This window comes from Burkholderia sp. PvR073, from assembly GCF_054055695.1.
Genome location: NZ_JBSRXO010000001.1, coordinates 1,441,457 through 1,461,143, shown reverse-complemented (window position 1 = coordinate 1,461,143; position 19,687 = coordinate 1,441,457). Strand labels below are relative to the sequence as shown.

General features: G+C 67.2%; 20 protein-coding genes. 15 read left to right on the top strand and 5 right to left on the bottom strand.

What is annotated here, in order from left to right; all coding sequences use genetic code 11:
- The first annotated feature begins 24 nt into the window (after window positions 1-24).
- From ACVK00_RS06530 to ACVK00_RS06520, 3 genes are all read left to right on the top strand, one after another.
- Entirely contained in the window at window positions 25-1,140 is a 1,116-nt protein-coding gene (locus ACVK00_RS06530) for an alkene reductase (RefSeq protein WP_284894185.1), read from the top strand.
- 31 nt (window positions 1,141-1,171) lie between these two features.
- Window positions 1,172-2,176 carry an aldo/keto reductase gene (locus tag ACVK00_RS06525; protein WP_228908514.1) on the top strand — a complete coding sequence of 335 codons (1,005 nt, stop codon included), beginning with the start codon at window positions 1,172-1,174 and terminating at the stop codon, window positions 2,174-2,176.
- 169 nt (window positions 2,177-2,345) lie between these two features.
- Entirely contained in the window at window positions 2,346-2,882 is a 537-nt protein-coding gene (locus ACVK00_RS06520; protein WP_284894184.1) for a DUF3455 domain-containing protein, read from the top strand.
- Between the two features lie 106 nt (window positions 2,883-2,988).
- Here the strand turns inward: ACVK00_RS06520 and ACVK00_RS06515 are convergent, their stop codons facing one another.
- Window positions 2,989-3,654, bottom strand: coding sequence for an O-methyltransferase (locus ACVK00_RS06515; RefSeq protein WP_284894183.1), 666 nt, complete (start codon window positions 3,652-3,654; stop codon window positions 2,989-2,991).
- Window positions 3,655-3,702: 48 nt separating this feature from the next.
- On the opposite strand from ACVK00_RS06515, the gene ACVK00_RS06510 reads away from it, so the two are divergent.
- Window positions 3,703-4,380, top strand: coding sequence for a TetR family transcriptional regulator (locus ACVK00_RS06510; RefSeq protein WP_284894182.1), 678 nt, complete (start codon window positions 3,703-3,705; stop codon window positions 4,378-4,380).
- 506 nt (window positions 4,381-4,886) lie between these two features.
- Entirely contained in the window at window positions 4,887-6,275 is a 1,389-nt protein-coding gene (locus ACVK00_RS06505; RefSeq protein WP_284894181.1) for an NCS2 family permease, read from the top strand.
- 255 nt (window positions 6,276-6,530) lie between these two features.
- Here ACVK00_RS06505 and ACVK00_RS06500 read toward each other — a convergent pair whose 3' ends face one another.
- Window positions 6,531-7,583: an RNA-guided endonuclease InsQ/TnpB family protein gene (locus tag ACVK00_RS06500; RefSeq protein WP_354123233.1), complete on the bottom strand. Its 1,053-nt coding sequence runs from the start codon at window positions 7,581-7,583 to the stop codon at window positions 6,531-6,533.
- Window positions 7,584-7,702: 119 nt separating this feature from the next.
- On the opposite strand from ACVK00_RS06500, the gene ACVK00_RS06495 reads away from it, so the two are divergent.
- The gene (locus ACVK00_RS06495) at window positions 7,703-8,296 is read left to right on the top strand and encodes a hypothetical protein (protein ID WP_354123232.1); all 594 of its coding nucleotides are present in this window, start codon (window positions 7,703-7,705) and stop codon (window positions 8,294-8,296) included.
- Window positions 8,297-8,306: 10 nt separating this feature from the next.
- On the opposite strand, the gene ACVK00_RS06490 is transcribed toward ACVK00_RS06495, so the two are convergent.
- Together ACVK00_RS06490 and ACVK00_RS06485 are read right to left on the bottom strand one after the other, a co-directional pair.
- Entirely contained in the window at window positions 8,307-8,708 is a 402-nt protein-coding gene (locus tag ACVK00_RS06490; RefSeq protein WP_228908518.1) for a CopD family protein, read from the bottom strand.
- On the bottom strand, window positions 8,705-9,013 hold the full coding sequence (locus ACVK00_RS06485; protein WP_228908519.1) for a DUF3817 domain-containing protein: 309 nt from the start codon (window positions 9,011-9,013) through the stop codon (window positions 8,705-8,707). The genes ACVK00_RS06490 and ACVK00_RS06485 overlap by 4 nt, the downstream gene beginning before the upstream one ends.
- A 108-nt stretch (window positions 9,014-9,121) precedes the next feature.
- Between ACVK00_RS06485 and ACVK00_RS06480 the strand changes: the two genes are divergently transcribed.
- From ACVK00_RS06480 to ACVK00_RS06465, 4 genes are all read left to right on the top strand, one after another.
- Window positions 9,122-10,069, top strand: coding sequence for a GlxA family transcriptional regulator (locus ACVK00_RS06480; protein WP_284893639.1), 948 nt, complete (start codon window positions 9,122-9,124; stop codon window positions 10,067-10,069).
- 57 nt (window positions 10,070-10,126) lie between these two features.
- Window positions 10,127-11,047, top strand: a complete 921-nt coding sequence (locus ACVK00_RS06475; protein ID WP_228908521.1) for a LysR family transcriptional regulator — start codon at window positions 10,127-10,129, stop codon at window positions 11,045-11,047.
- 226 nt (window positions 11,048-11,273) lie between these two features.
- Window positions 11,274-12,056, top strand: a complete 783-nt coding sequence (locus tag ACVK00_RS06470; RefSeq protein WP_228908522.1) for an ABC transporter substrate-binding protein — start codon at window positions 11,274-11,276, stop codon at window positions 12,054-12,056.
- Window positions 12,057-12,315: 259 nt separating this feature from the next.
- Entirely contained in the window at window positions 12,316-13,431 is a 1,116-nt protein-coding gene (locus tag ACVK00_RS06465) for a succinylglutamate desuccinylase/aspartoacylase family protein (RefSeq protein WP_006754280.1), read from the top strand.
- 160 nt (window positions 13,432-13,591) lie between these two features.
- Here ACVK00_RS06465 and ACVK00_RS06460 read toward each other — a convergent pair whose 3' ends face one another.
- Window positions 13,592-14,398 carry a MetQ/NlpA family ABC transporter substrate-binding protein gene (locus ACVK00_RS06460; RefSeq protein ID WP_284893632.1) on the bottom strand — a complete coding sequence of 269 codons (807 nt, stop codon included), beginning with the start codon at window positions 14,396-14,398 and terminating at the stop codon, window positions 13,592-13,594.
- A 307-nt stretch (window positions 14,399-14,705) separates the two neighbouring features.
- On the opposite strand from ACVK00_RS06460, the gene ACVK00_RS06455 reads away from it, so the two are divergent.
- From ACVK00_RS06455 to ACVK00_RS06435, 5 genes are all read left to right on the top strand, one after another.
- The gene (locus ACVK00_RS06455) at window positions 14,706-15,860 is read left to right on the top strand and encodes a porin (RefSeq protein WP_228908524.1); all 1,155 of its coding nucleotides are present in this window, start codon (window positions 14,706-14,708) and stop codon (window positions 15,858-15,860) included.
- A 208-nt stretch (window positions 15,861-16,068) separates the two neighbouring features.
- Entirely contained in the window at window positions 16,069-16,329 is a 261-nt protein-coding gene (locus ACVK00_RS06450) for a DUF2866 domain-containing protein (RefSeq protein ID WP_228908525.1), read from the top strand.
- Window positions 16,330-16,453: 124 nt separating this feature from the next.
- A complete protein-coding gene (locus tag ACVK00_RS06445; protein ID WP_228908526.1) occupies window positions 16,454-16,837 on the top strand; it encodes a DUF6232 family protein in 384 nt (127 codons plus the stop codon).
- 71 nt (window positions 16,838-16,908) lie between these two features.
- On the top strand, window positions 16,909-17,136 hold the full coding sequence (locus ACVK00_RS06440; protein WP_006754285.1) for a hypothetical protein: 228 nt from the start codon (window positions 16,909-16,911) through the stop codon (window positions 17,134-17,136).
- Window positions 17,137-17,374: 238 nt separating this feature from the next.
- Window positions 17,375-19,675 carry a TonB-dependent hemoglobin/transferrin/lactoferrin family receptor gene (locus ACVK00_RS06435; protein WP_284893625.1) on the top strand — a complete coding sequence of 767 codons (2,301 nt, stop codon included), beginning with the start codon at window positions 17,375-17,377 and terminating at the stop codon, window positions 19,673-19,675.
- Window positions 19,676-19,687: the final 12 nt, after the last annotated feature.

The window sequence follows — 19,687 nt, the reverse complement described above, 5'->3', positions numbered from 1 at the left end:
CCGCGGCACCGACAGGACCTCACCATGACCCACGACCCGCTTTTTCAACCGTTGCGATTCGGCGCGCTGACGCTGCCGAACCGTATCGTGATGCCGCCGATGACGCGTTCGCGCGCGAGCCAGCCCGGCGACGAAGCCAACGAACTGATGGCCGCGTATTACGCGCAGCGCGCGAGCGCCGGCCTGATCGTCAGCGAAGGCACCTACATCGCGCCGCTCGGCAAGGGCTACGCGTGGACGCCCGGCATCCACACGCCGTCGCAGGTCGCCGGCTGGCGCCGGGTGACGGACGCCGTGCACGCGGCGCACGGCCGCATCTTCGCGCAGCTGTGGCACGTCGGCCGGCTCAGCCATACGAGCCTGCTCGGCGGCGAGCAACCGGTGTCGTCGTCGCCGATCCAGGCGAAAGGCGTGAACGTGTTCATCGCCGGTGAGGACGGCAGCACGCCGGGCTTCGTGCAGGCGTCCGAGCCGCGCGCGCTGTCCGTCGACGAGATCCGCGAGATCGTCGATCAATACCGCGCCGCCGCCCGCCACGCGATCGAGGCCGGCTTCGACGGCGTCGAGCTGCACGGCGCGAACGGCTATCTCGTGAACCAGTTCATCGATTCGAACGCGAACACGCGCACCGACGCCTACGGCGGCTCGCTGGAAAACCGGCTGCGCTTCCTGCGCGAAGTCGCGCAGGCGCTGATCGAAGGCACCGGCGACGCGTCGCGCGTCGGCGTGCGCCTCGCGCCGCTGACCACGCTGAACGGCTGCGTCGACGACGATCCGGAAACGACCTACCTCGCCGCCGCGAAGCTGCTCGGCGAACTCGGCATCGGCTACCTGCACATCGCGGAAGCCGACTGGGACGACGCGCCACTGATGCCGGTCGAATTCAAGCGGCAACTGCGCGCCGTGTTCCCGGGCGTGCTGATCTACGCCGGCGCGTACACGGCCGAACGCGCGCGCGAAGCGATCGCCGCCGGCTGGGCCGACCTGATCGCATTCGGCCGCCCGTTCGTCGCGAACCCCGACCTGCCCGAGCGTCTGCGCACCGGCGCCGTGCTCGCGCCGCACGATCGCAACACGCTGTTCGGCGGCGGTGCGAAAGGCCTGACCGACTATCCGACGCTCACGCAGGCCGCGGCCTGAGCGGGCGGCCGCAACGACTCCGAGACTGCTCATGAGAATCACGCTTCCTTCCCGCCTGGGTTTCGGCACCGCGCCGCTGGGCAACATGTACCGGGACATCCCGCACGACGAAGCGCTGGCCACCGTCGATGCGGCGTGGCGTGGCGGCATCCGCTACTTCGACGCCGCGCCGCTGTATGGCGCCGGCCTCGCCGAGCTGCGTCTCGGTGAAGCGCTCGCCGGACGGCCGCGCGACGAATATTCGCTCGGCACGAAGGTCGGCCGGCTCGTCCTCGACGAACACGAGGACGCGTCGCAACGCGATCTCGGCGAAAAAGGCGGGCTGTTCCGTCACGGCCTGCCGAACCGGATCGTCTACGACTACACCGCGGACGGCACGCTGCGATCGATCGAGGCCAGCCTCGCACGGCTGCGCACCGACCGGCTCGACACCGTGTGGATTCATGATCCGGCCGTCGATTTTCACGGCGACGCATGGCGCGACGTGTTCGACGTCGCGATGTCGGGCGCGGCGAAGGCGCTCACGCGGCTGCGCGACGAGAAGGTCATCAAGGGCTGGGGGCTCGGCGTGAACCGCGTCGAGCCGTGCGAACTCGCACTCGAGCGTTCGGATCCCGACGGCTTCCTGCTCGCCGGGCGCTATACGCTGCTCGATCACGCGGGCGCGCTCGAACGGCTGATGCCGGAAAGCGCCGCGCGCGGGCTCGGGATCATCGTCGGCGGCCCGTACAACTCGGGCGTGCTGGCGGGCGGCACGCATTTCGAGTACCAGCCGGCCACGCAGGCGATGCTCGAGCGCGTCGCGCGGATCCGCGGGCTCTGCGAACGGTTCGGTGTCGACGTTCGCGCGGTGGCCTTGCAGTTCTCGCTCGCCCATCCGGCCGTCGCGGCCGCGATCCCGGGCGCGAGCCGGCCCGAGCGCATCGACGAGAACCTGCGTCTCGCGGCGGCGCCGATCCCGGCGGCACTGTGGGCGGCGCTGAAGGCCGAGCGCCTGATCGCCGAGCACGCACCGACGCCGGCCGGCGCGGTTTGAAGCGGCAGACGCGGCCGCTGCGGCGCGCGGCCGTGGCGTTCGCGCGCCGGCAATCGCGGCGGTTATCGTCGCGATTGCCATTTCCGATTTGCAGCCTGCGCAATCGGCGTCTAGCGTTTACGGGTTCGACTCCGCACGATCGTCACCCGACCTGAAAGGACGCGCCGCCATGCCAAGCCCCTCCCTGACACGCGACATGTTGCTGGCCTTCGCGGCCGGTCTTTCATTCGCGGCCTGCGCCGCGCCGGCCTACGCCGAAGATGCAGCCGGCCTCGCGCCGCCCGCCCCCGCGACACCCGTGCTGTCGACGACCGCGACCGGCGTGCAGATCTACGCATGCGAATACGATGCCGACCACCGGCTCGCGTGGGCATTCCAGCGCCCGGAAGCGATGCTGTTCGATGCCGGCGGCACGCTCGTCGTGCGGCACGGCACGGGGCCGTCGTGGGAAGCGCTCGATGGCAGCCGCATTACCGGCAAGAAGCTCGCGGAAGCGCCGAGCGCGCGCGCCGGAAGCGTTGCGCAATTGCTGCTCGCCGCGACGCCGGCCGCAACGAGCACGAAGGCCACGACCGGCACGCTCGCCGGCGTGCGCTTCGTGCAGCGGCTCGACACCGCGGGCGGCACGCCGCCGGAGCCCGCGTGTTCGACCGAGCATGCGGTCGGCCGCTTTCCGTATTTCGCGCGCTACGTGTTCCTGAAGTAACGCACGACGGCGGCCGCCCGAACCCAGGGCCCCGCCGCCACATCCACTTGATCAGTTATCCTGCATTTTTACGATATCGCTCCGGCTGCCGCGCGATGACTCGGCCTCAGCGAATCCGCATCGACAGTTCGACATCGCCGCCGAACGGCACCGACAGATAGCCGTTCCGCGGCGCACGCACGTAGGCGAGATAGTCGGGGCTGTATTCGGCATTGTCGGCGACGACGAACGCGCCGGCCCGCAGCCGCGGCTCGACCCGTTCGAGAATCTCCGGATACAACGCCTTCGCACCGTCGAGCAGCAGCAGGTCGACCGTATCCGGCAGATCGCTGGCCAGCGTGCGCAACGCATCGCCTTCCCGAATCTCCACCAGATCGGCCAGCCCGGCCGCCGCCAGATTGGCGCGCGCCCGCGCGACCTTCGACGCTTCGAACTCGCTCGTGATCACCCGGCCGCCGCCGTTGTCGCGCAGCGCGGCCGCCAGGTGCAGCGTCGAGATGCCGAACGACGTGCCGAACTCGACGATCGAACGTGCACCGCAGCCGCGCGCGAGCATGTACAGCAGCGTGCCCGTCTCGCGCGACACCGCGAGCGGATAGTCCTTCAGGCGTGCATAGAAGTCCGCGTAATCGGTCTTGCTGCGCATCAGCCGCATTTGCTCGTCGTGCGACACGTCGGCGAAGTCCGGGTTCGATGCGGGCGACGAGGCGTCGGCTTCGTCGAACAGGCGCGCGAGCAGCGACGCCAACGGGTCGTGAATCAGGGTGGTCATGCGAATCTCCGGTGTCAGGTTGAGTGCGTCAGTACGCCCGACTAGAATATGACGAATCATTCAGGTTTTACTATTCGCATTGGCAGACCCGTCATGACCGACCGCCGCAACGCCCCGATCGCCTCGCGCAAACAGCCTAAGCAGGCCCGCTCGGCCCGTCTCGTCGACGACGTGCTGCAGGCTGCTATTCAGGTTTTGGCGACCGAAGGCGCGCAGCGCTTCACGATGGCGCGCGTGGCCGAGCGCGCCGGCGTGAGTGTCGGCTCGCTGTACCAGTACTTCCCGAACAAGGCGGCCGTGCTGTTCCGGCTCCAGCACGACGAATGGCGGCAGACCTCCGAGATGCTGTGCGGGATGCTGCAGGACACGCGCAAGACGCCGCCCGAGCGGCTGCGCACTGCCGTCCATGCGTTCATCCGTTCGGAGTGCGACGAGGCATCCATGCGCATCGCACTCGACGACGCCGCGCCCCTCTATCGCGACGCCCCCGAGGCGCGGGAAGTGAAGGCCGAAGGCAACCGGGTCTTCAGCGCGTTCATGCGCGAAGTGCTGCCCAACGTGCCCGACGCCACGCATGCGCTCGCCTGCGAGCTGATCAAGACGACGCTCACGACGGGCGGCAAGGCGTTCTCCGAAACCGAGCGCACGCCCGCGGAAATCGACGCCTATTCGAACGCGATGGCCGACATGTTCTGTGTGTACCTCGCGCATCTCGCGCAGGATTGACGGACAACGGGCCAGGACCCGCGCCAGCGCGGCATGCGCTCGGCACCGGTATCATCCGGATGCAGGTTGCGCGCGGCCGCTTTTACGCGCGTGCCCGGCCTCAACGAAAGACATCCGTAAGCCTCGATGCATCACCCGTCCCGCCGCCCCCGCATTCAAATAATCGCCTTAACGGATTCGAACTAGGCGTATACACGCGTTCCGCGACGACGAAGCCCCGTTGCACGCCGATATAAGCGCTGCGACATGCGCTGCATGCTCTTCCCCCAATGGGACGTGATGGGCCGTTCGCCTAACCTTCGCTACGGCAAAGCACACGTGACGGGGTCGACCACACCACGCGTCGTACGACGCGACACACTCGCGCTCGCTTCGAAGCGCGTACGACGACACGGCTCACGCGTCATGCGTCCCCACGACGTTGCCGACAATTTCAACCAGATACGAGACACCCTGACGACGGTCCGCTACAGGCCGTTTCAGCATGCTGATAAAGGAGCAAGCTCATGAGTGATACCCCGGTGCAGCCGACGGTCGGCGTCGGTGCGGAAGAAACGGACTTCGGCACCAAGGGAGTCATCGACCGGTACTTCGACATTTCGTCGCGCGGCAGCACGCAGCGTCGCGAAATCGTCGCGGGCGTGACCACCTTCCTCGCGATGGTCTATTCCGTGTTCGTCGTGCCCGGGATGTTCGGCAAGGCCGGCTTCGACACCAGCGCGGTATTCGTCGCGGTCTGTCTCACCACCGCCTTCGGTTCGCTGCTGATGGGCCTGTGGGCGAAGCTGCCGATCGCGATCGGCTGCGCGATTTCGCTGACGGCGTTCACCGCGTTCGGTCTCGTGCTCGGCAAGGGCCTGCCCCCCACCGTCGCGCTCGGCGCCGTGTTCCTGATGGGCCTCGTGTTCACGGGCATCTCGGTCACCGGCGTGCGTTCGTGGATCCTGCGCAACCTGCCCGCGGGCGTCGCGCACGGCACCGGGATCGGCATCGGCCTGTTCCTGCTGCTGATCGCGTCGAACGACGTCGGCCTCGTGATCAAGAACCCGGGCGCCGGCCTGCCGGTCTCGCTCGGCCAGATCACCGCGTTTCCGGTGATCATGTCGGTCGTCGGCCTCGCCGCGATCTTCGGGCTCGAGAAGCGCCGCGTGCCGGGCGGCATCCTGCTCGTCGTGGTCGCGATCTCGCTGATCGGCCTCGTGTTCGACCCGACCGTGAAATACCGCGGCGTCTTTGCGCTGCCGTCGCTGAGCGCGCCGGGCCACGCCTCGCTGATCGGCGCGATGGACATCAAGGGCGCGCTGTCGATGGCCGTGCTGCCGAGCGTGCTGGCGCTCGTGATGACCGCCGTGTTCGACGCGACCGGCACGATCCGCGCGGTCGCCGGCCAGGCGGGCCAGCTCGACGAGAACGGCCGCATCATCAACGGCGGCCGCGCGCTGACCGCCGATTCGCTCAGCTCGATCTTCTCCGGCTTCCTCGGCGGTGCGCCGGCCGCGGCCTACATCGAGTCGAGCGTGGGCGTGGCCGCCGGCGCGAAGACGGGCCTCGCGGCCGCCGTGGTCGGCCTGCTGTTCCTGGTCGTGATGTTCTTCTCGCCGCTCGCGGGCCTCGTGCCGTCGTACGCCACCGCACCCGCGCTGATGTACGTCGGCCTGCTGATGCTCGGGAGCGTGAGCAAGCTGCACATGGACGACATGGTCGACGCGATGTCGGGCCTCGTGTGCGCGGTGTTCATCGTGCTGACCGCGAACATCGTGACGGGCATCATGCTCGGCTTCTCGACGCTCGTGATCGGCCGCATCGCCAGCGGCGAATTCCGCAAGCTCAACGTCGGCACCGTGCTCATCGCGGCCGTGCTCGTCACGTTCTATCTCGGCGGCTGGGCGATCTGAGCGCGGCTCATGCGCGACGTCGCTTGCGAAAAGGGCGGCGCGCAGCGGGACGACACCGTCTCCTCCCACCATCGTCGTTGATGGTCTCCCGGCCTGGAAACACATGTTTCCAGGTTTTTTTTGCGGGTGAGCCACGGGGCTCCGGCGCCCCGCTCGGCCGGCACGGGGCGGCATGCGTCGCGTCCGTTCACGAATCCGCACGCGGTGCTACGATCGCGCTTTGTCCTCCGGAACCGTCTTGACGTCCTCACCCGCCTAAAGGCAGGTGATTCCCACACCTGGCGATGCACGTCCGCATCGGAGAATGTTCAGCGCAGCGTTGATATCTCGATCATGCTCGACACCACATTCACTACAGGCCCACTCTCTCATTCGCAGTCCCGCGATACCTTTCGGCCGCGTCGTGCTGTCTTTCGATCCGCACGACGAACAGGACTGGGTAGAACCGCTTTCGTCGACTTCCTCGAACGTGGCCCCGTGCGCCATCGCCTTGTAACGGAGCTTGTTTCGGAAGGACGACCAGTATGCGTCGTAGACGCTTTTCGCCATCCTGGTTCTGGCGAGCTTCGCGGCCGACACGTTGCCGACCGCGAGGTAATCGAAGCGCCGCACCAGATCGAGCGCGAGCTTGTGCTGAAAATCGGCACGGGTATTCGCGACCTTGGCGTGCAACTTCGCGATATGCCGCTTGTGCTTTCGCGCCCGTTGAGCCTTCGCCAGTTTCTCCGCCGCGCGTCGGCCGAATCGGTCATTGGGCAGCTTCTCGCCCGTCGAAAGTGTGGCGAAGTCTTTCAGGCCGAGATCGATGCCAACACCGGAACGGACCGGGCGGGCCTGAACATCGGGCATCTCGATCACGATGTTCAGAAACCAGTTGCCACGTGCATCCTGCGCAAAGGTGGCCCCATCCTTGATCTTGCCTTCGGGAAGCGCCCGGCTGTGGAATACCCGAAACGTGTTGCCGGCGAAACGGAATGCGTCACCCTCGCGCTTCAGGTCACGCCCCTTCAGCGGCACCCAGCCCAGCGATTTCCTGCCGCGATAGCGCCGGTAGGGCCGACGGTGCTGGCTGCGCGACTTCGCATATTGCTCGCACGTTGCATTGACCGTGCCGGAGTGAATGCCGAGCGCCTTGCTGCTGCCGGTCGTCAGCACGTTCAGATCGAATCCCGTCGGCCACTTCTTGCTCCACTTGAGCGCGTGCTTCTGCGTGTCATTGCAGAAGTTCCAGACGTAGTTCACCGCACGGCTCTGCTTGTTGAGCAGTCCGTTGAGCGACTTCACGCGATAGCGGTAGACAAGGATCATGCCGGTGATCCTAACCCGTGGAAGAAGCTGCCTGTCAACCGCACTCCTTTCCTTCCCGCCATCCGCCCCGAAGGAAGTCCCCTTGGGGGAAATGGCGGGGTTTCTCGGAGCAAATTCTGATGAATCCGTTCGGCATCGTCTCCGAATCAGACACGCGGACCGCGGCGCACAAGCCGCCGTTCATCCCGTCGTTCGGCTTCGTCGAGGTTCATGAATCGCGGCCGATCGACGCGCCGCCGTCGCGCATCATCGACGCCGTGGCCACGCTCGACATGCGGGCCGATCCGGTCATCGACGCGCTGCTGGCCGTGCGCGAAACGCCGGCGGCCGTCGCCCGCGTGCTGCGCAATCGTCCGCCACAAGCCGCGCGCGAGCGCTTCGGCTTCGACTCCTTCACCCTGCTGCATCGCGACGACACGTCGCTGTCGCTCGGCCTCGTCGGGCGCTTCTGGCACCCGACGCCCGACGTGCGAACGATCGCCGAGGCCGCGGCCTTCGTGCGGCACGACGATCCGCACGACGCCAAGCTGGTGCTGCGCTTCGAGGTGATCGGACTGCGCTCCGGCATGCGCCTGCTGCGCACCGAAACCTTCGTGCATTGTCCGAGCGCGCGCACGCGGCTGCTGTTCCTGCCCTACTGGCTCGCGATCCGGCTGGGGAGCGGCTGGATCCGGCGGCGCACGCTGGCGGCGGTCGAGATGGCGCTGGCGTAGACCCGACGCGTCAGAACGGCTTGATCACGACCAGCCCGACGACGATCCCCGCGGCGACCACGACCGCGCCCGCCGCCTGCCCGAGCCATCGCGCGGGCGCGACGACGAGATCGTCGCGCTCCATGCGCCGCAGCGTGCCGGCCAGAATCCCGTGCAGCGCCGACAGCGCGGTGACGACGACCAGTTTCACCGACAGCCACGCGGCGCCGAACCAGTGACCGTTCAGCGCGATCGCGATCCCCGTGATCCAGACGAGCGCGAGCGCGGGTGCCGTCACCGTACGATCCCAGCGCCGCACCGCACGATGCACGGCCAGGTTGGCGATACGAACGCCGACGGACAGCATCAGCAGCCCGCCGACGAACGTGACGACGGCGGCGACATGCACGGCCTTCAGCACCAGGTAGATCATTGCGCATGCCTCCTGCGCGCGATCCATCCGGCGCTCGCCAGCCCCGCAAACGGCACGACGGCCGACAGCACGAGCCGCGCGACCTCGCCCTTGCTCCACAGCCCGGTCGACGCGGTGCCGACGACCGCCCACACGTACATCGCGAACGCGATGCCGTGAACCGGGCCCATGACCGATACCGCGACCGGATACCCGGCCAGATGCTTGAGCGGCACGGCCACGCATACCAGCACGACGAGCGTGGTCGCTTCCAGCAACGACAGGTATTGCAGGTTGCGCAACGCGTTGCGATCGTCTTGTTTCATCGACAGGCCTCCAGGTTGGTCCGCCGCGATTGTCGCGCGTGGCGCGGGTTCGAGCCATTGGCTAGAATGACATCTTTCAACGGATTCTGGCCACGGGCCGCGAACGCCATGCATACGCTCGCCGTGCTCGCTTTGCCCGATGTCGTCCCGTTCGATCTGGGCGTGGCATGCGACACGTTCGCGCGCGTGCGCTCGCCCGACGTCGCGCAGGCATACCGCGTGCGCGTGTGCAGCGAGCATCCGCGCGTCGCGGGCGATCTGTTCGAACTGCGCCCGCCGTTTCGTCTCGACGCGCTTGCCGATGCCGACACGATCGTCGTCCCCGGCACGTCCGTGCCGCTCGCGCCCACGTCGCGCCGCGCGATCGCGGCACTGCGCGCGGCCGCCGCGCGCGGTTGCCGGATCGCGTCGATCTGCAGCGGCGCGTTCGTGCTCGCGGAAGCCGGGCTGCTCGACGGCCTGCGCGCGACGACGCACTGGCTCGCGGCCGCCGAACTCGCGCGCCGCTACCCGAACGTCGAGGTCGACCCGAACGTGCTGTTCGTCGACAACGGGCAGATCCTGACGTCGGCAGGCGCCGCGGCCGGCCTCGATCTGTGCCTGCACATGATCCAGGCCGACTACGGCGCGGCGGTCGCCGTCGATGCCGCGCGCTGCGCGGTGGCGCCGCGCGTGCGCGAAGGCGGGCAGGCGCAGTTCATCGCGCCCGAATGGCCGGCCGGCAGCGACGGGCTGCAGGGCCTGATGGACTGGCTGCAGGCGAACCTGCGCAAGCCGCTGACGCTCGACGCGATGGCCCGCCAGGCATCGACGAGCGTGCGCACGCTGACGCGGCGCTTTCAGGCGCACACGGGCACGTCGCCGCGGCAATGGCTGCAGACCGCACGCGTCAGGCATGCGCAGCAGTTGCTGGAGATGACGGAGCTGTCGATCGAGCACGTGGCGACGGAAGCCGGGTTCGGTTCGGTCACCGCGTTTCGCGAGCGCTTCGCCCGCATCGTCGGCACGTCGCCGCAGCGCTATCGGCAGGCGTTCCGCGCGCGCACCGGCGCGTGACGTTCATCAGGAACGCGACCTGACGCCGCCCCCTTTCGCGCCAACCGGACCCGCTCGATGACCCGCATCCGCAACCACCTGAACACCGCGCAGCTCCACGCGTTCGTCTCCGCCGCGCATCACAAGAGCCTGCGCGCCGCCGCGCGCGAGCTCGGCGTCACGCAGCCCGCGATCACGCATACGATCCGCGAACTCGAAACGGCGCTGAACGCGGAACTGCTCGTGCGCAGCGTGCGCGGCGTCGAGCTGACCGCGTGCGGCCAAGCGCTGCTGCCGCGTGCCGAGCAGTTGCTCGGCGACATGCGCCGCACCGTCGAGGCCGTCGAGCAGGTGAAAGGGGAAATGTCCGGGCGCGTCGCGGTCGGCACGATGCCGTCGATCGCACTGACCGCGCTGCCGCACGCGGTCACCGCATTCCGCCAGTCGATGCCGAACGTCAGCCTGCATCTCGAGGAAGTGACGGTGCCCGACGCGCTCGCGCAGCTGCGCAACGGCACGCTCGACATCGCTGCGATGCACCATGTGCCCGCGCTCGACCGCGATTTCACGCAGGTGCCGCTGCTGTCGACCGAATTCACCGTCGTGATGCGCGAAGGCCACCCGCTCGCGCACGCGCGCCGGTTAGAGGAATTGCTCGACGCCGAGTGGATCGTCACGGTCGGCGCCGAGCAGTTCCCGCACAGCGTGATGAGCGCGATGTTCGACGCGCGCGGGCTGCCGCTGCCGAAGCGCCTGCTGCGCTCGCCGATGTCGTTCGCGGTGACGCTCGGGCTGGTCGCGCGCTCCGACGTGATCGGCTGTTTCACGCGCCCGCTGGCCGCAATGGTGGCGCCGCTCGGCATCCGCACGGCCGAACTCGACGAAAGCATGCCGCGCTTCGACCTGTCGATCATCGCGCGCCGCGACCTGCTGCCGACGCCCGCCGTCTCGGAATTCGTCAGTTGCCTGCAGCGCGCGGTCAACGAAACGCTCGGTTGAACCGTTCCTTGGTCTGAAACGGTCGCGCGCCGCATGCGCGGGCGTCGGGTCCGGTATCGGGGCTTGTCCTAGGCGCCCTCCGGGTATTTTGTCTTGATAATCTTGCGCACGTCGCGCGCCCGCATCGGGCAGGCGAAACGGACAGTCCGATGCGAAACCGCGCCGGACCGAAGGCTTACTGCGCGGCACAACCGCGCACCCATCGAACAAAACGAGGAGTGACCGAGTGAAAAAGATTCTTGCGGCTGTGACCGTGGCCGTGCTCGCCGTTTCGGCCGGCACTGCATACGCGAAGGACTGGACGACCGTGCGCTTCGGCGTCGACGCAAGCTACCCGCCTTTCGAATCGAAAGACGCGAGCGGCAAGGTGGTCGGTTTCGACGTCGATCTCGGCAACGAGATCTGCCGCCGCATGAACGCGAAGTGCGTGTGGATCGAAAACGACTTCGACGGGATGATCCCGGCACTGAAGGCACGCAAGTTCGACGGCGTCCTGTCGTCGATGTCGATGACGCCGGCGCGCCAGGAACAGATCGCGTTCTCCGAGAAGCTGTTCAACACGCCGACGCGCCTCGTCACGAAGAAGGGCTCGGGCCTGATGCCGACCGCCGAATCGCTGAAGGGCAAGTCGGTCGGCGTCGAGCAGGGCACGATCCAGGAAACCTATGCGAAGACGTACTGGGCCGCGAAGGGCGTGAACGTCGTGCCTTACCAGAACCAGGACCAGGTCTACGCCGACCTGATCGCGGGCCGTCTGGACGGCGCGCTGCAGGACGCGGTGCAGGCCGAGATCGGCTTCCTGAAGACGCCGCGCGGCGCGAACTTCGATTTCGCCGGCAAGGACATCGACGATCCGAAGACGCTCGGCAACGGCGCGGGTATCGGCCTGCGCAAGGAAGACACCGACCTGAAGGCGAAGATCGACGGCGCGATCACCGGCATGCGCAAGGACGGCACGTACCAGAAGATCGCGAAGAAGTACTTCGATTTCGACGTGTACGGCAAGTAATACCGCGTAAAAGCGCGCTTCTCATCCGCGCAGACGGGCTCCGCAAGGGGCCCGTTTTTTTTGCGCGCGTGCGATCAAACGCTGCGGACAATGCGGGCGCGCAGGGCCGCCGGACCGTTATTTTTTTACGCGCCAACCCGCTGATTCGCAAAGGGAAACGACGCGCCGGGCGCGTGGTTTGATAGGTTCGCGGAAGGCAACGTACAATCGATCTTCCACGCATACGGATCACTCGCGGCTGCGCCGCCCTCCCCTCATCATGCAAACGCAGACCCATCCGCTGATTTCCCCCGCCGTCGGCACCGAGCGCCAGATCACGAGCTTCCACTACGGCCCGCGCGGCGGCAAGAAGGTCTACATCCAGTCGTCGCTGCACGCGGACGAACTGCCCGGCATGCTGGTCGCCGCGCTGCTGCGCCGCAAGATCGCCGCGCTCGAGACGGCCGGCAAGCTGCGCGGCGAAGTGGTCATCGTCCCGGTGCCGAACCCGATCGGCCTGTCGCAGCACGTGTTCGGCGATCACCTCGGCCGCTTCGAGCTCGGCTCGATGCAGAACTTCAACCGCAATTTCTACGATCTCGCGGCGCTCGTGCTGCCGCGCATCGAAGGCCGCCTGACGAACGACGCGCAGCGCAACCTCGCCGCGGTACGCGCCGCGATGCGCGAGGCGCTCGACGAGCAGAAGCCGCGCACCGAGCTGGACTCGCAGCGCCTCGCGCTGCAGAAGCTGTCGTTCGACGCCGACATCGTGCTCGACCTGCATTGCGACAGCGACGCGGTGCTGCACCTCTACACGAACCCCGATCTGTGGGAAGACGTCGAGCCGCTGGCGCGCTATCTGGATGCGCAGGCGTCGCTGCTCGCACTGAATTCGGTCGGCAATCCGTTCGACGAGATCCACAGCTTCTGCTGGTCGGATCTGCGCAACCGCTTCGGCGATCGCTTCCCGATCCCGAACGGCGCGATTTCCGTCACGGTCGAACTGCGCAGCGAGCGCGACGTGTCGTACGAGTTCGCCGAGAAGGACGCGCAGGGGATCGTCGAATACCTGACGGAACGCGGCGTCATCGACGGCACGCCCGCGCCGCTGCCACCGCTCTCGCATCCGGCCACGCCGCTCGCGGGCACCGATCCGCTCGTCGCGCCGGTATCGGGCGTGATCGTATTCCGCACGCCGGTCGGCGCGTGGATCGAGGCCGGCCAGGAAGTGGCCGACATCGTCGATCCGCTGACCGATCGCGTGATCACGCTGAAGAGCAGCGTGTCGGGCGTGCTGTACGCGCGCCAGATCGTGCGCTTCGCGACGGCCGGGATGGAAGTCGCGCGCATCGCCGGCGCGACGCCGATCCGCACCGGGTCGCTGCTGTCGGCCTGAGCGGCCTGGGCCGCGAGCCCGCGCGCCGCCTCGCGGCGCGCGCCAACGACATCGCCCGCTTACGCGGGCGATGTGCTTTTCGGCCCGGCGGGAGGCCTGGCGGGAGGCCTGGCGGGAGGCCCGGCGCAGCAGCCGGGCCGCGGCTTGCTCGCGTCGGCGTTCAGAACGCCGGTACGATCGCGCCGCCGAACTTCTGGTCGATGAACTTGCGCACGTCGTCCGACTCATAGGCCGCGACGAGCTTCTTCACCCACGGCTTGTCCTTGTCCTGCGCGCGCACCGCGATCAGGTTCGCGTACGGCCCGCGCAGATCCTCGATCGCGATCGCATCCTTCGCCGGCGTGAGCCCGGCCTTCACCGCGTAGTCGGTGTTGATCGACGCGACGTCGAGGTCGGGCAGCGCGCGCGGCAGTTGCGCGGCGTCGAGCTCGACGATCCTGATCTTCTTCGGATTCTCCGCGACGTCGAGCGGCGTCGCGTTCACGCCGTTCGTGCCGGCGCCCGCCTTCAGCTTGATCACCCCGTATTTCTGCAGCAGCAGCAGCGCGCGGTTGCCGTTCGACGGATCGTTCTGGATCCCGACCTTCGCGCCGACCGGCAAGTCCTTCAGCGACTTGAGCTTCTTCGAATAGAAGCCCATCGGCGCCGTGTAGGTCAGCCCGACATTGACGATCCGGTAGCCGCGCTGCTTGATCTGGCTGTCGAGAAACGGCTGGTGCTGAAAGCCGTTCGCATCGAGGTCGCCCGCGTCGAGCGCCGCGTTCGGCTGCACGTAATCGTTGAATTCGATGACCTTGATCGCGAGGCCTTCGCGTGCGGCGACTTTCGTCACCTCGGTCCAGATCTGCGCGTCGGGGCCGCTCATCGTGCCGATCTTCAGCGTCTGCGGGTCGGCGTGCGCGCCGGGCGCGGCAAAGGCCAGCGCGGCGGCAAGCGCGCCGAGGCTGGTCAGGATCGAACGTCGCATGGTGTCCTCTTGTCCCGTGTGGTTGTTGAAGCGCGCATCGTGGCACGGGGCCGGAACAGCACCAACCAAGCTTATTTCATGTGCATATTCCGGATCCCGAGGGAATCTCAGGCGGAATCGGTATAACTCCCTGCTGTACAACCGGGCAGAATCCAGTGTCGCATCGGCACCACACATTGGTCATATGACAGTCGCTGTCATATTCATTACGTGGCCCGCCGATAAAGTTGCCGCCGGTCCGTGAAAGCGCCCGCAGAGAGCGCCGGAACCGCAACTGGACACGCCATTCATTCGCTCGGAGAATCCTTTGAACAAGAAACTGTTGACCATCGCCATCCTCGCAGCAACGGCCGGCACGGCACACGCGCAAAGCAGCGTGACCCTGTACGGCGTGATCGACGCCGGTATCAGCTATGTGAACCACAGCAAGACCGCAAACGGCGGCAGCGGCAAGCTGTTCAAGTACGACGACGGCGTGGCCCAGGGCAGCCGTTGGGGCCTGCGTGGCACCGAAGATCTCGGTGGCGGCCTGAAGGCGATCTTCGTGCTCGAAAACGGCTTCAACAGCGGCAACGGCTCGATCGGCCAGGGTGGCGCGATCTTCGGCCGCCAGGCTTACGTCGGCCTGAGCCAGTCGCAATTCGGCACGGTGACGCTGGGTCGTCAGTACTCGTTCTCGACCGACATCCTCGGTTCGAACTACTCGACGGGCGGCAACACGGTCGCGGGCAACTACGCGTACCACGTGAACGACGTCGACCAGCTCACGTCGAGCCGCATCAACAACGCAGTGAAGTTCCAGAGCGCGAACTACGCCGGCTTCACGTTCGGCGCGTTGTACGGCTTCTCGAACTCGACCGACTTCGCTGGCACCGCGGGCACGGGCACCACGAACACGGGCGGCTCGTCGCGTGCATACAGCTTCGGCGTGAACTACGCGAACGGCCCGTTCGCACTCGGCGCGGCCTACACGGACATCCGCTTCCCGAGCCAGTCGTCGCCGGCATTCTCGACGACGATCGCGAACATCAGCACGGGTAACATCCGCGACCTGCGCACGTACGGCGTCGGCGGCCGCTACATCTTCGGCCCGGCAACGGCATGGGCCCTGTGGACGCGCACGCAGTTCACCCCGGTCGCGGCCGGCGCATCGGGCACGTTCTACAACGCATACGAAGCTGGCCTGAAGTACGCGTTCACGCCGGCCCTGTCGGCAGCAGCGGGCTATACGTACACGAACGCCACGCAAAACGGCGGCTCGGCACACTGGAACCAGGGCAACCTGGGGCTGGACTACGCGCTCAGCAAGCGTACGGACGTGTACGGCCTGGTCGTCTACCAGAAGGCGTCGGGCAACAACGTGCAAGCGCAGATCGGCTCGAGCACGAGCTACTTCAACACGTCGGGCACGGGTGCGTCGAACCAGCTGGCCGCTCGCGTCGGTATCCGTCACAAGTTCTAAAGCATCCGCTTAACTCGCGGATCACCACGGCAAGAAGCGCCCCGCTCCAAGCGGGGCGCTTTTTTATGGGCTTTTAAGTTTCGCTTAATTCTGGGCTGAGAGGATGCTTCCACCCCCCCTGTTGGCCGCCTGAGCATCGGCGGCTTTTTTTTTGAGAACCGCTACGGCACCGCCATCAACTGCCCACAAGACAGGATCGGAGGCCAAGATGATCGAAGATACCGTTTACTGCCATCTGCACGCGATTCTGACGCGCCAGCATTCGCTACCGGTTCAGAGCTGCCGCGTGTCGGTGGAAATGCAGCGCCCGTGGGGCCGCCCGTACCGGCTCGTCGAATGGACGATGCATCTCGACGCGCCCGCGCGGCGCCAGATCGTGCCGGCCGAATCGACCGACGAAGAGATCGCCGAGGTCGTCGCGTCGCACGTGCCGGGCCGCCTGTACGGCGACGGCCGCCTGCAGTTCTGATTCCCTCTCTACGCGCGTCGCTGCCCGCGTCGCAACCGGCCCGCACGCATCGTGCGGCACTCGGTCTCGTTTGACGCGGCAACGAAGTCTGCTACGCTGCGCGTTTTCGTCCACGCAACACACGATGGAAAACGCATTCAACGAACGCGGCGTGACGATCACGCGCAACGGCCTGTCGGCCGCCGGGCAAGTCTTTCCGCTGCGTGACATCCGCAACGTCGACGTCGTCAAGATCCCGAAGAATCGCCTCGTGCCGTGGCTGATCTCGCTGATCGGCGTGGCCGCCGCCATCGCCGGCGGCATCGGCGGATCGAGCGGCGCGCTGGTCGTCGGCGTGATGCTCGCCGTCGTCGGCTATCTCGCCTGGACCACGCAGGACATCACGTACCGGTTGATGGTCGAGATGCCCGACGGCAAGCGCGAAGCGCTGTCGAGCGTCGACCCCGAGTTCGTCGAGCGCGTCGCGCAGATCGTGCGCGATGCACGCGCTGCGACGGCCGCCGGCTGATTTCCGCTGCGCGCGCCCACCACCTACTATGAAATGAGCGGCACGCCGCCGCATCGTTCGAGGAGGTGGGCATGAACCCCCAATCGCTGTCCGGCATGCTGCGCGCGCAGGAGTTGCTGCTCGTCTCGATGATTCGCACGCTGCCGCCCGACACACGCCGCGCACTCGTCGACCTCTACGCCGAACAGCTCGCGTTCGCCGAACAAACCGGCTTCGAAGGCCACGGCGATCGCGCGACGCACGATGCGTTCATTGCGCATGCGCGCAACCTGCTGATTCGCATCGAAGCGCTGGCCTAGAGCCGGCCCGTCTTTCCCGAATTTATCCCCGCGCGGCTCGCCCGACCCGCGCCGACGGCGCGTGTCCGCACTCGCCGTTTTCCGTTCTTGTATTGATAATGATTCTCATTTACACTGCCAGAATCATCAGTTTTCGTTCAATTCGCCGTTCGCCGCCTGTCGCGCACGAACGGGCCAGCCAGGTGAACGCGTCACCCAGCCAGCCTTCGGGCTCGTTATCGTCAATGGGAGACCACCTGTGCATTGCTATCCGCTGGCGCGGCGGCCGATTTGTGCCGCGCTGTTCGGCGTGTTCGGCCTGTCCGCCGCCCCCGCTTACGCCACTTCCGCCACTTCCGCCACTTCCGCCGATTCGTCGCCGCAAGGTGCCAACCCGCCACCTGTCGCCCGCGTCGCCGCATCCACGCGCGGCGATGCGGCGCTGCTCGACCCCGTCACCGTCACGGCCACCCGTACCGCCACCGCCGAAAGCCGCACGGCCGCGTCCGTGTCGGTAATCACCGACGACGATCTCGAGGAACAGCAGGCCACCAACATCAAGGACGCGCTGCGCTACGAGCCGGGCGTCACGGTGCGTCGCACCGCGTATCGCCCCGGCAGCGCCGCGCTCGGCGGCGGCCGCGACGGCGATTCCAGCATCAACATCCGCGGCCTCGAAGGCAATCGCGTGCTGCTGATGGAAGACGGCATCCGCCTGCCGAACGCGTTCTCGTTCGGGCCGCTCGAAGCCGGGCGCGGCGACTACGCGGATCTCGACACGCTCAAGCGCATCGAGATCCTGCGCGGGCCGGCGTCGGCGCTGTACGGCAGCGACGGGCTGACCGGCGCGGTGAACTTCATCACAAAGGATCCGCGCGACCTGCTGTCGATCTACGGCAAGCCCACCTACTTCTCGTTCCGGCCGAGCTACGACTCGGCCGATCGCAGCATCGGCGCGACGGTGTCGGCCGCGGGCGGCAACGACCGCGTGCAGGGGATGATCATCGCCGACGGCCGGCGCGGCCACGAAGTCGACACGCGCGGCAGCAACAATTCGGCGAGCACGCTGCGCACGACGTCGAACCCGCAGGACGTCTATTCGGAATCGCTGCTCGGCAAGCTGACGCTGACGCCCACCACGCGCGACACGATCAAGTTCACCGCCGAGACGGTGCAGCGGCGCGTGAGCACCGACGTGCTGTCCGCGATCAACCCGCCGACCACGCTCGGCCTCACGACGAACGACCGGCTCGAACGCAACCGCTTCAGCGTCGACTACGACTTCCGCGACGATGCGTTCCGCTGGTTCCAGACCGCGCACGTGCAGTTCTACTACCAGGACGCGAAGCAGGACCAGTACGCGTTCGAGACGCGTGGCAGGACGCCTTCGCGTTCGCGGGACAACCAGTACAAGGAGCGCACGTTCGGCGGCTCCGCGTTCGCCGAAAGCGGCTTCGCGACCGGCCCGTTCGCGCACAAGCTGCTGTATGGCGTCGACGGCAGCCTGTCGCGCGTGACGAACCTGCGCGACGGCACGGTGCCCGGCGTCGGCGAAGCATTCCCGAACAAGGCATTTCCCGACACCGACTACACGCTGTTCGGCGCGTTCGTGCAGGACCGGATCGGCTACGGCCGCCTGCTCGTCACGCCGGGCCTGCGCTTCGACACGTACCGGCTGAGCCCGACCGAAAACGACCCGCTGTTCACCGGCAAGGCCGTGTCGACGAGCGCGAACGAACTGTCGCCGCGCGTCACCGTGCTCTACGAAATCGCACCCGCGGCCATTCCGTACGTGCAGTACGCGCACGGCTTCCGCGCGCCGACGCCCGACCAGGTGAACAGCAGCTTCTCGAACCCGGTGTACGGCTACACATCGATCGGCAACCCGAACCTGAAGCCCGAAACCAGCGACACGTTCGAAGCGGGCCTGCGCGGCAAGGCTGGCACCGGCTACGGCGTCGTGCGCTACAGCGCGGCCGCGTTCACCGGCCGCTACCGCAACTTCATCTCGCGCACGACGATCGCGGGCAGCGGCCGGCCGGCCGACCCGTTCGTGTTCCAGTACGTGAACTTCGCCGACGCGCGCATCCACGGCCTCGAAGGCCGCGCCGAATGGGCGATGCCGAACGGCATCACGCTGAAGACGGCGATGGCGTTCACGAAGGGCTCGACGCAGAACAACGGCGCGGCCAGTCAGCCGCTCGATACGGTCACCCCGTTCTCGGCCGTGTTCGGTGTGCGCTACGAACCGGGCGAGCGCTGGTTCGTGCAGACCGACCTGCTGTTCCAGGCCGCGAAGCGCGACAAGGACATCCCGGCAGATGCGTGCCCGGGGGCCAGAACGTCGTGCTTCGCGCCGCCGTCGTCGTTCGTCGTCGACCTGCGCGGCGGCTACCGCTTCAACAAGCACGTGAGCGCCACCATCGGCATTCGCAACCTGTTCGACCGCAAGTACTGGAACTGGTCGGACGTGCGCGGCCTCGCGTCCGATGCGCAGGTGCTCGACGCGTACACGTCGTCCGGGCGCACCGTCGCCGTCAGCATGAAGGTGGATTTCTGAAGCGCGCCACCG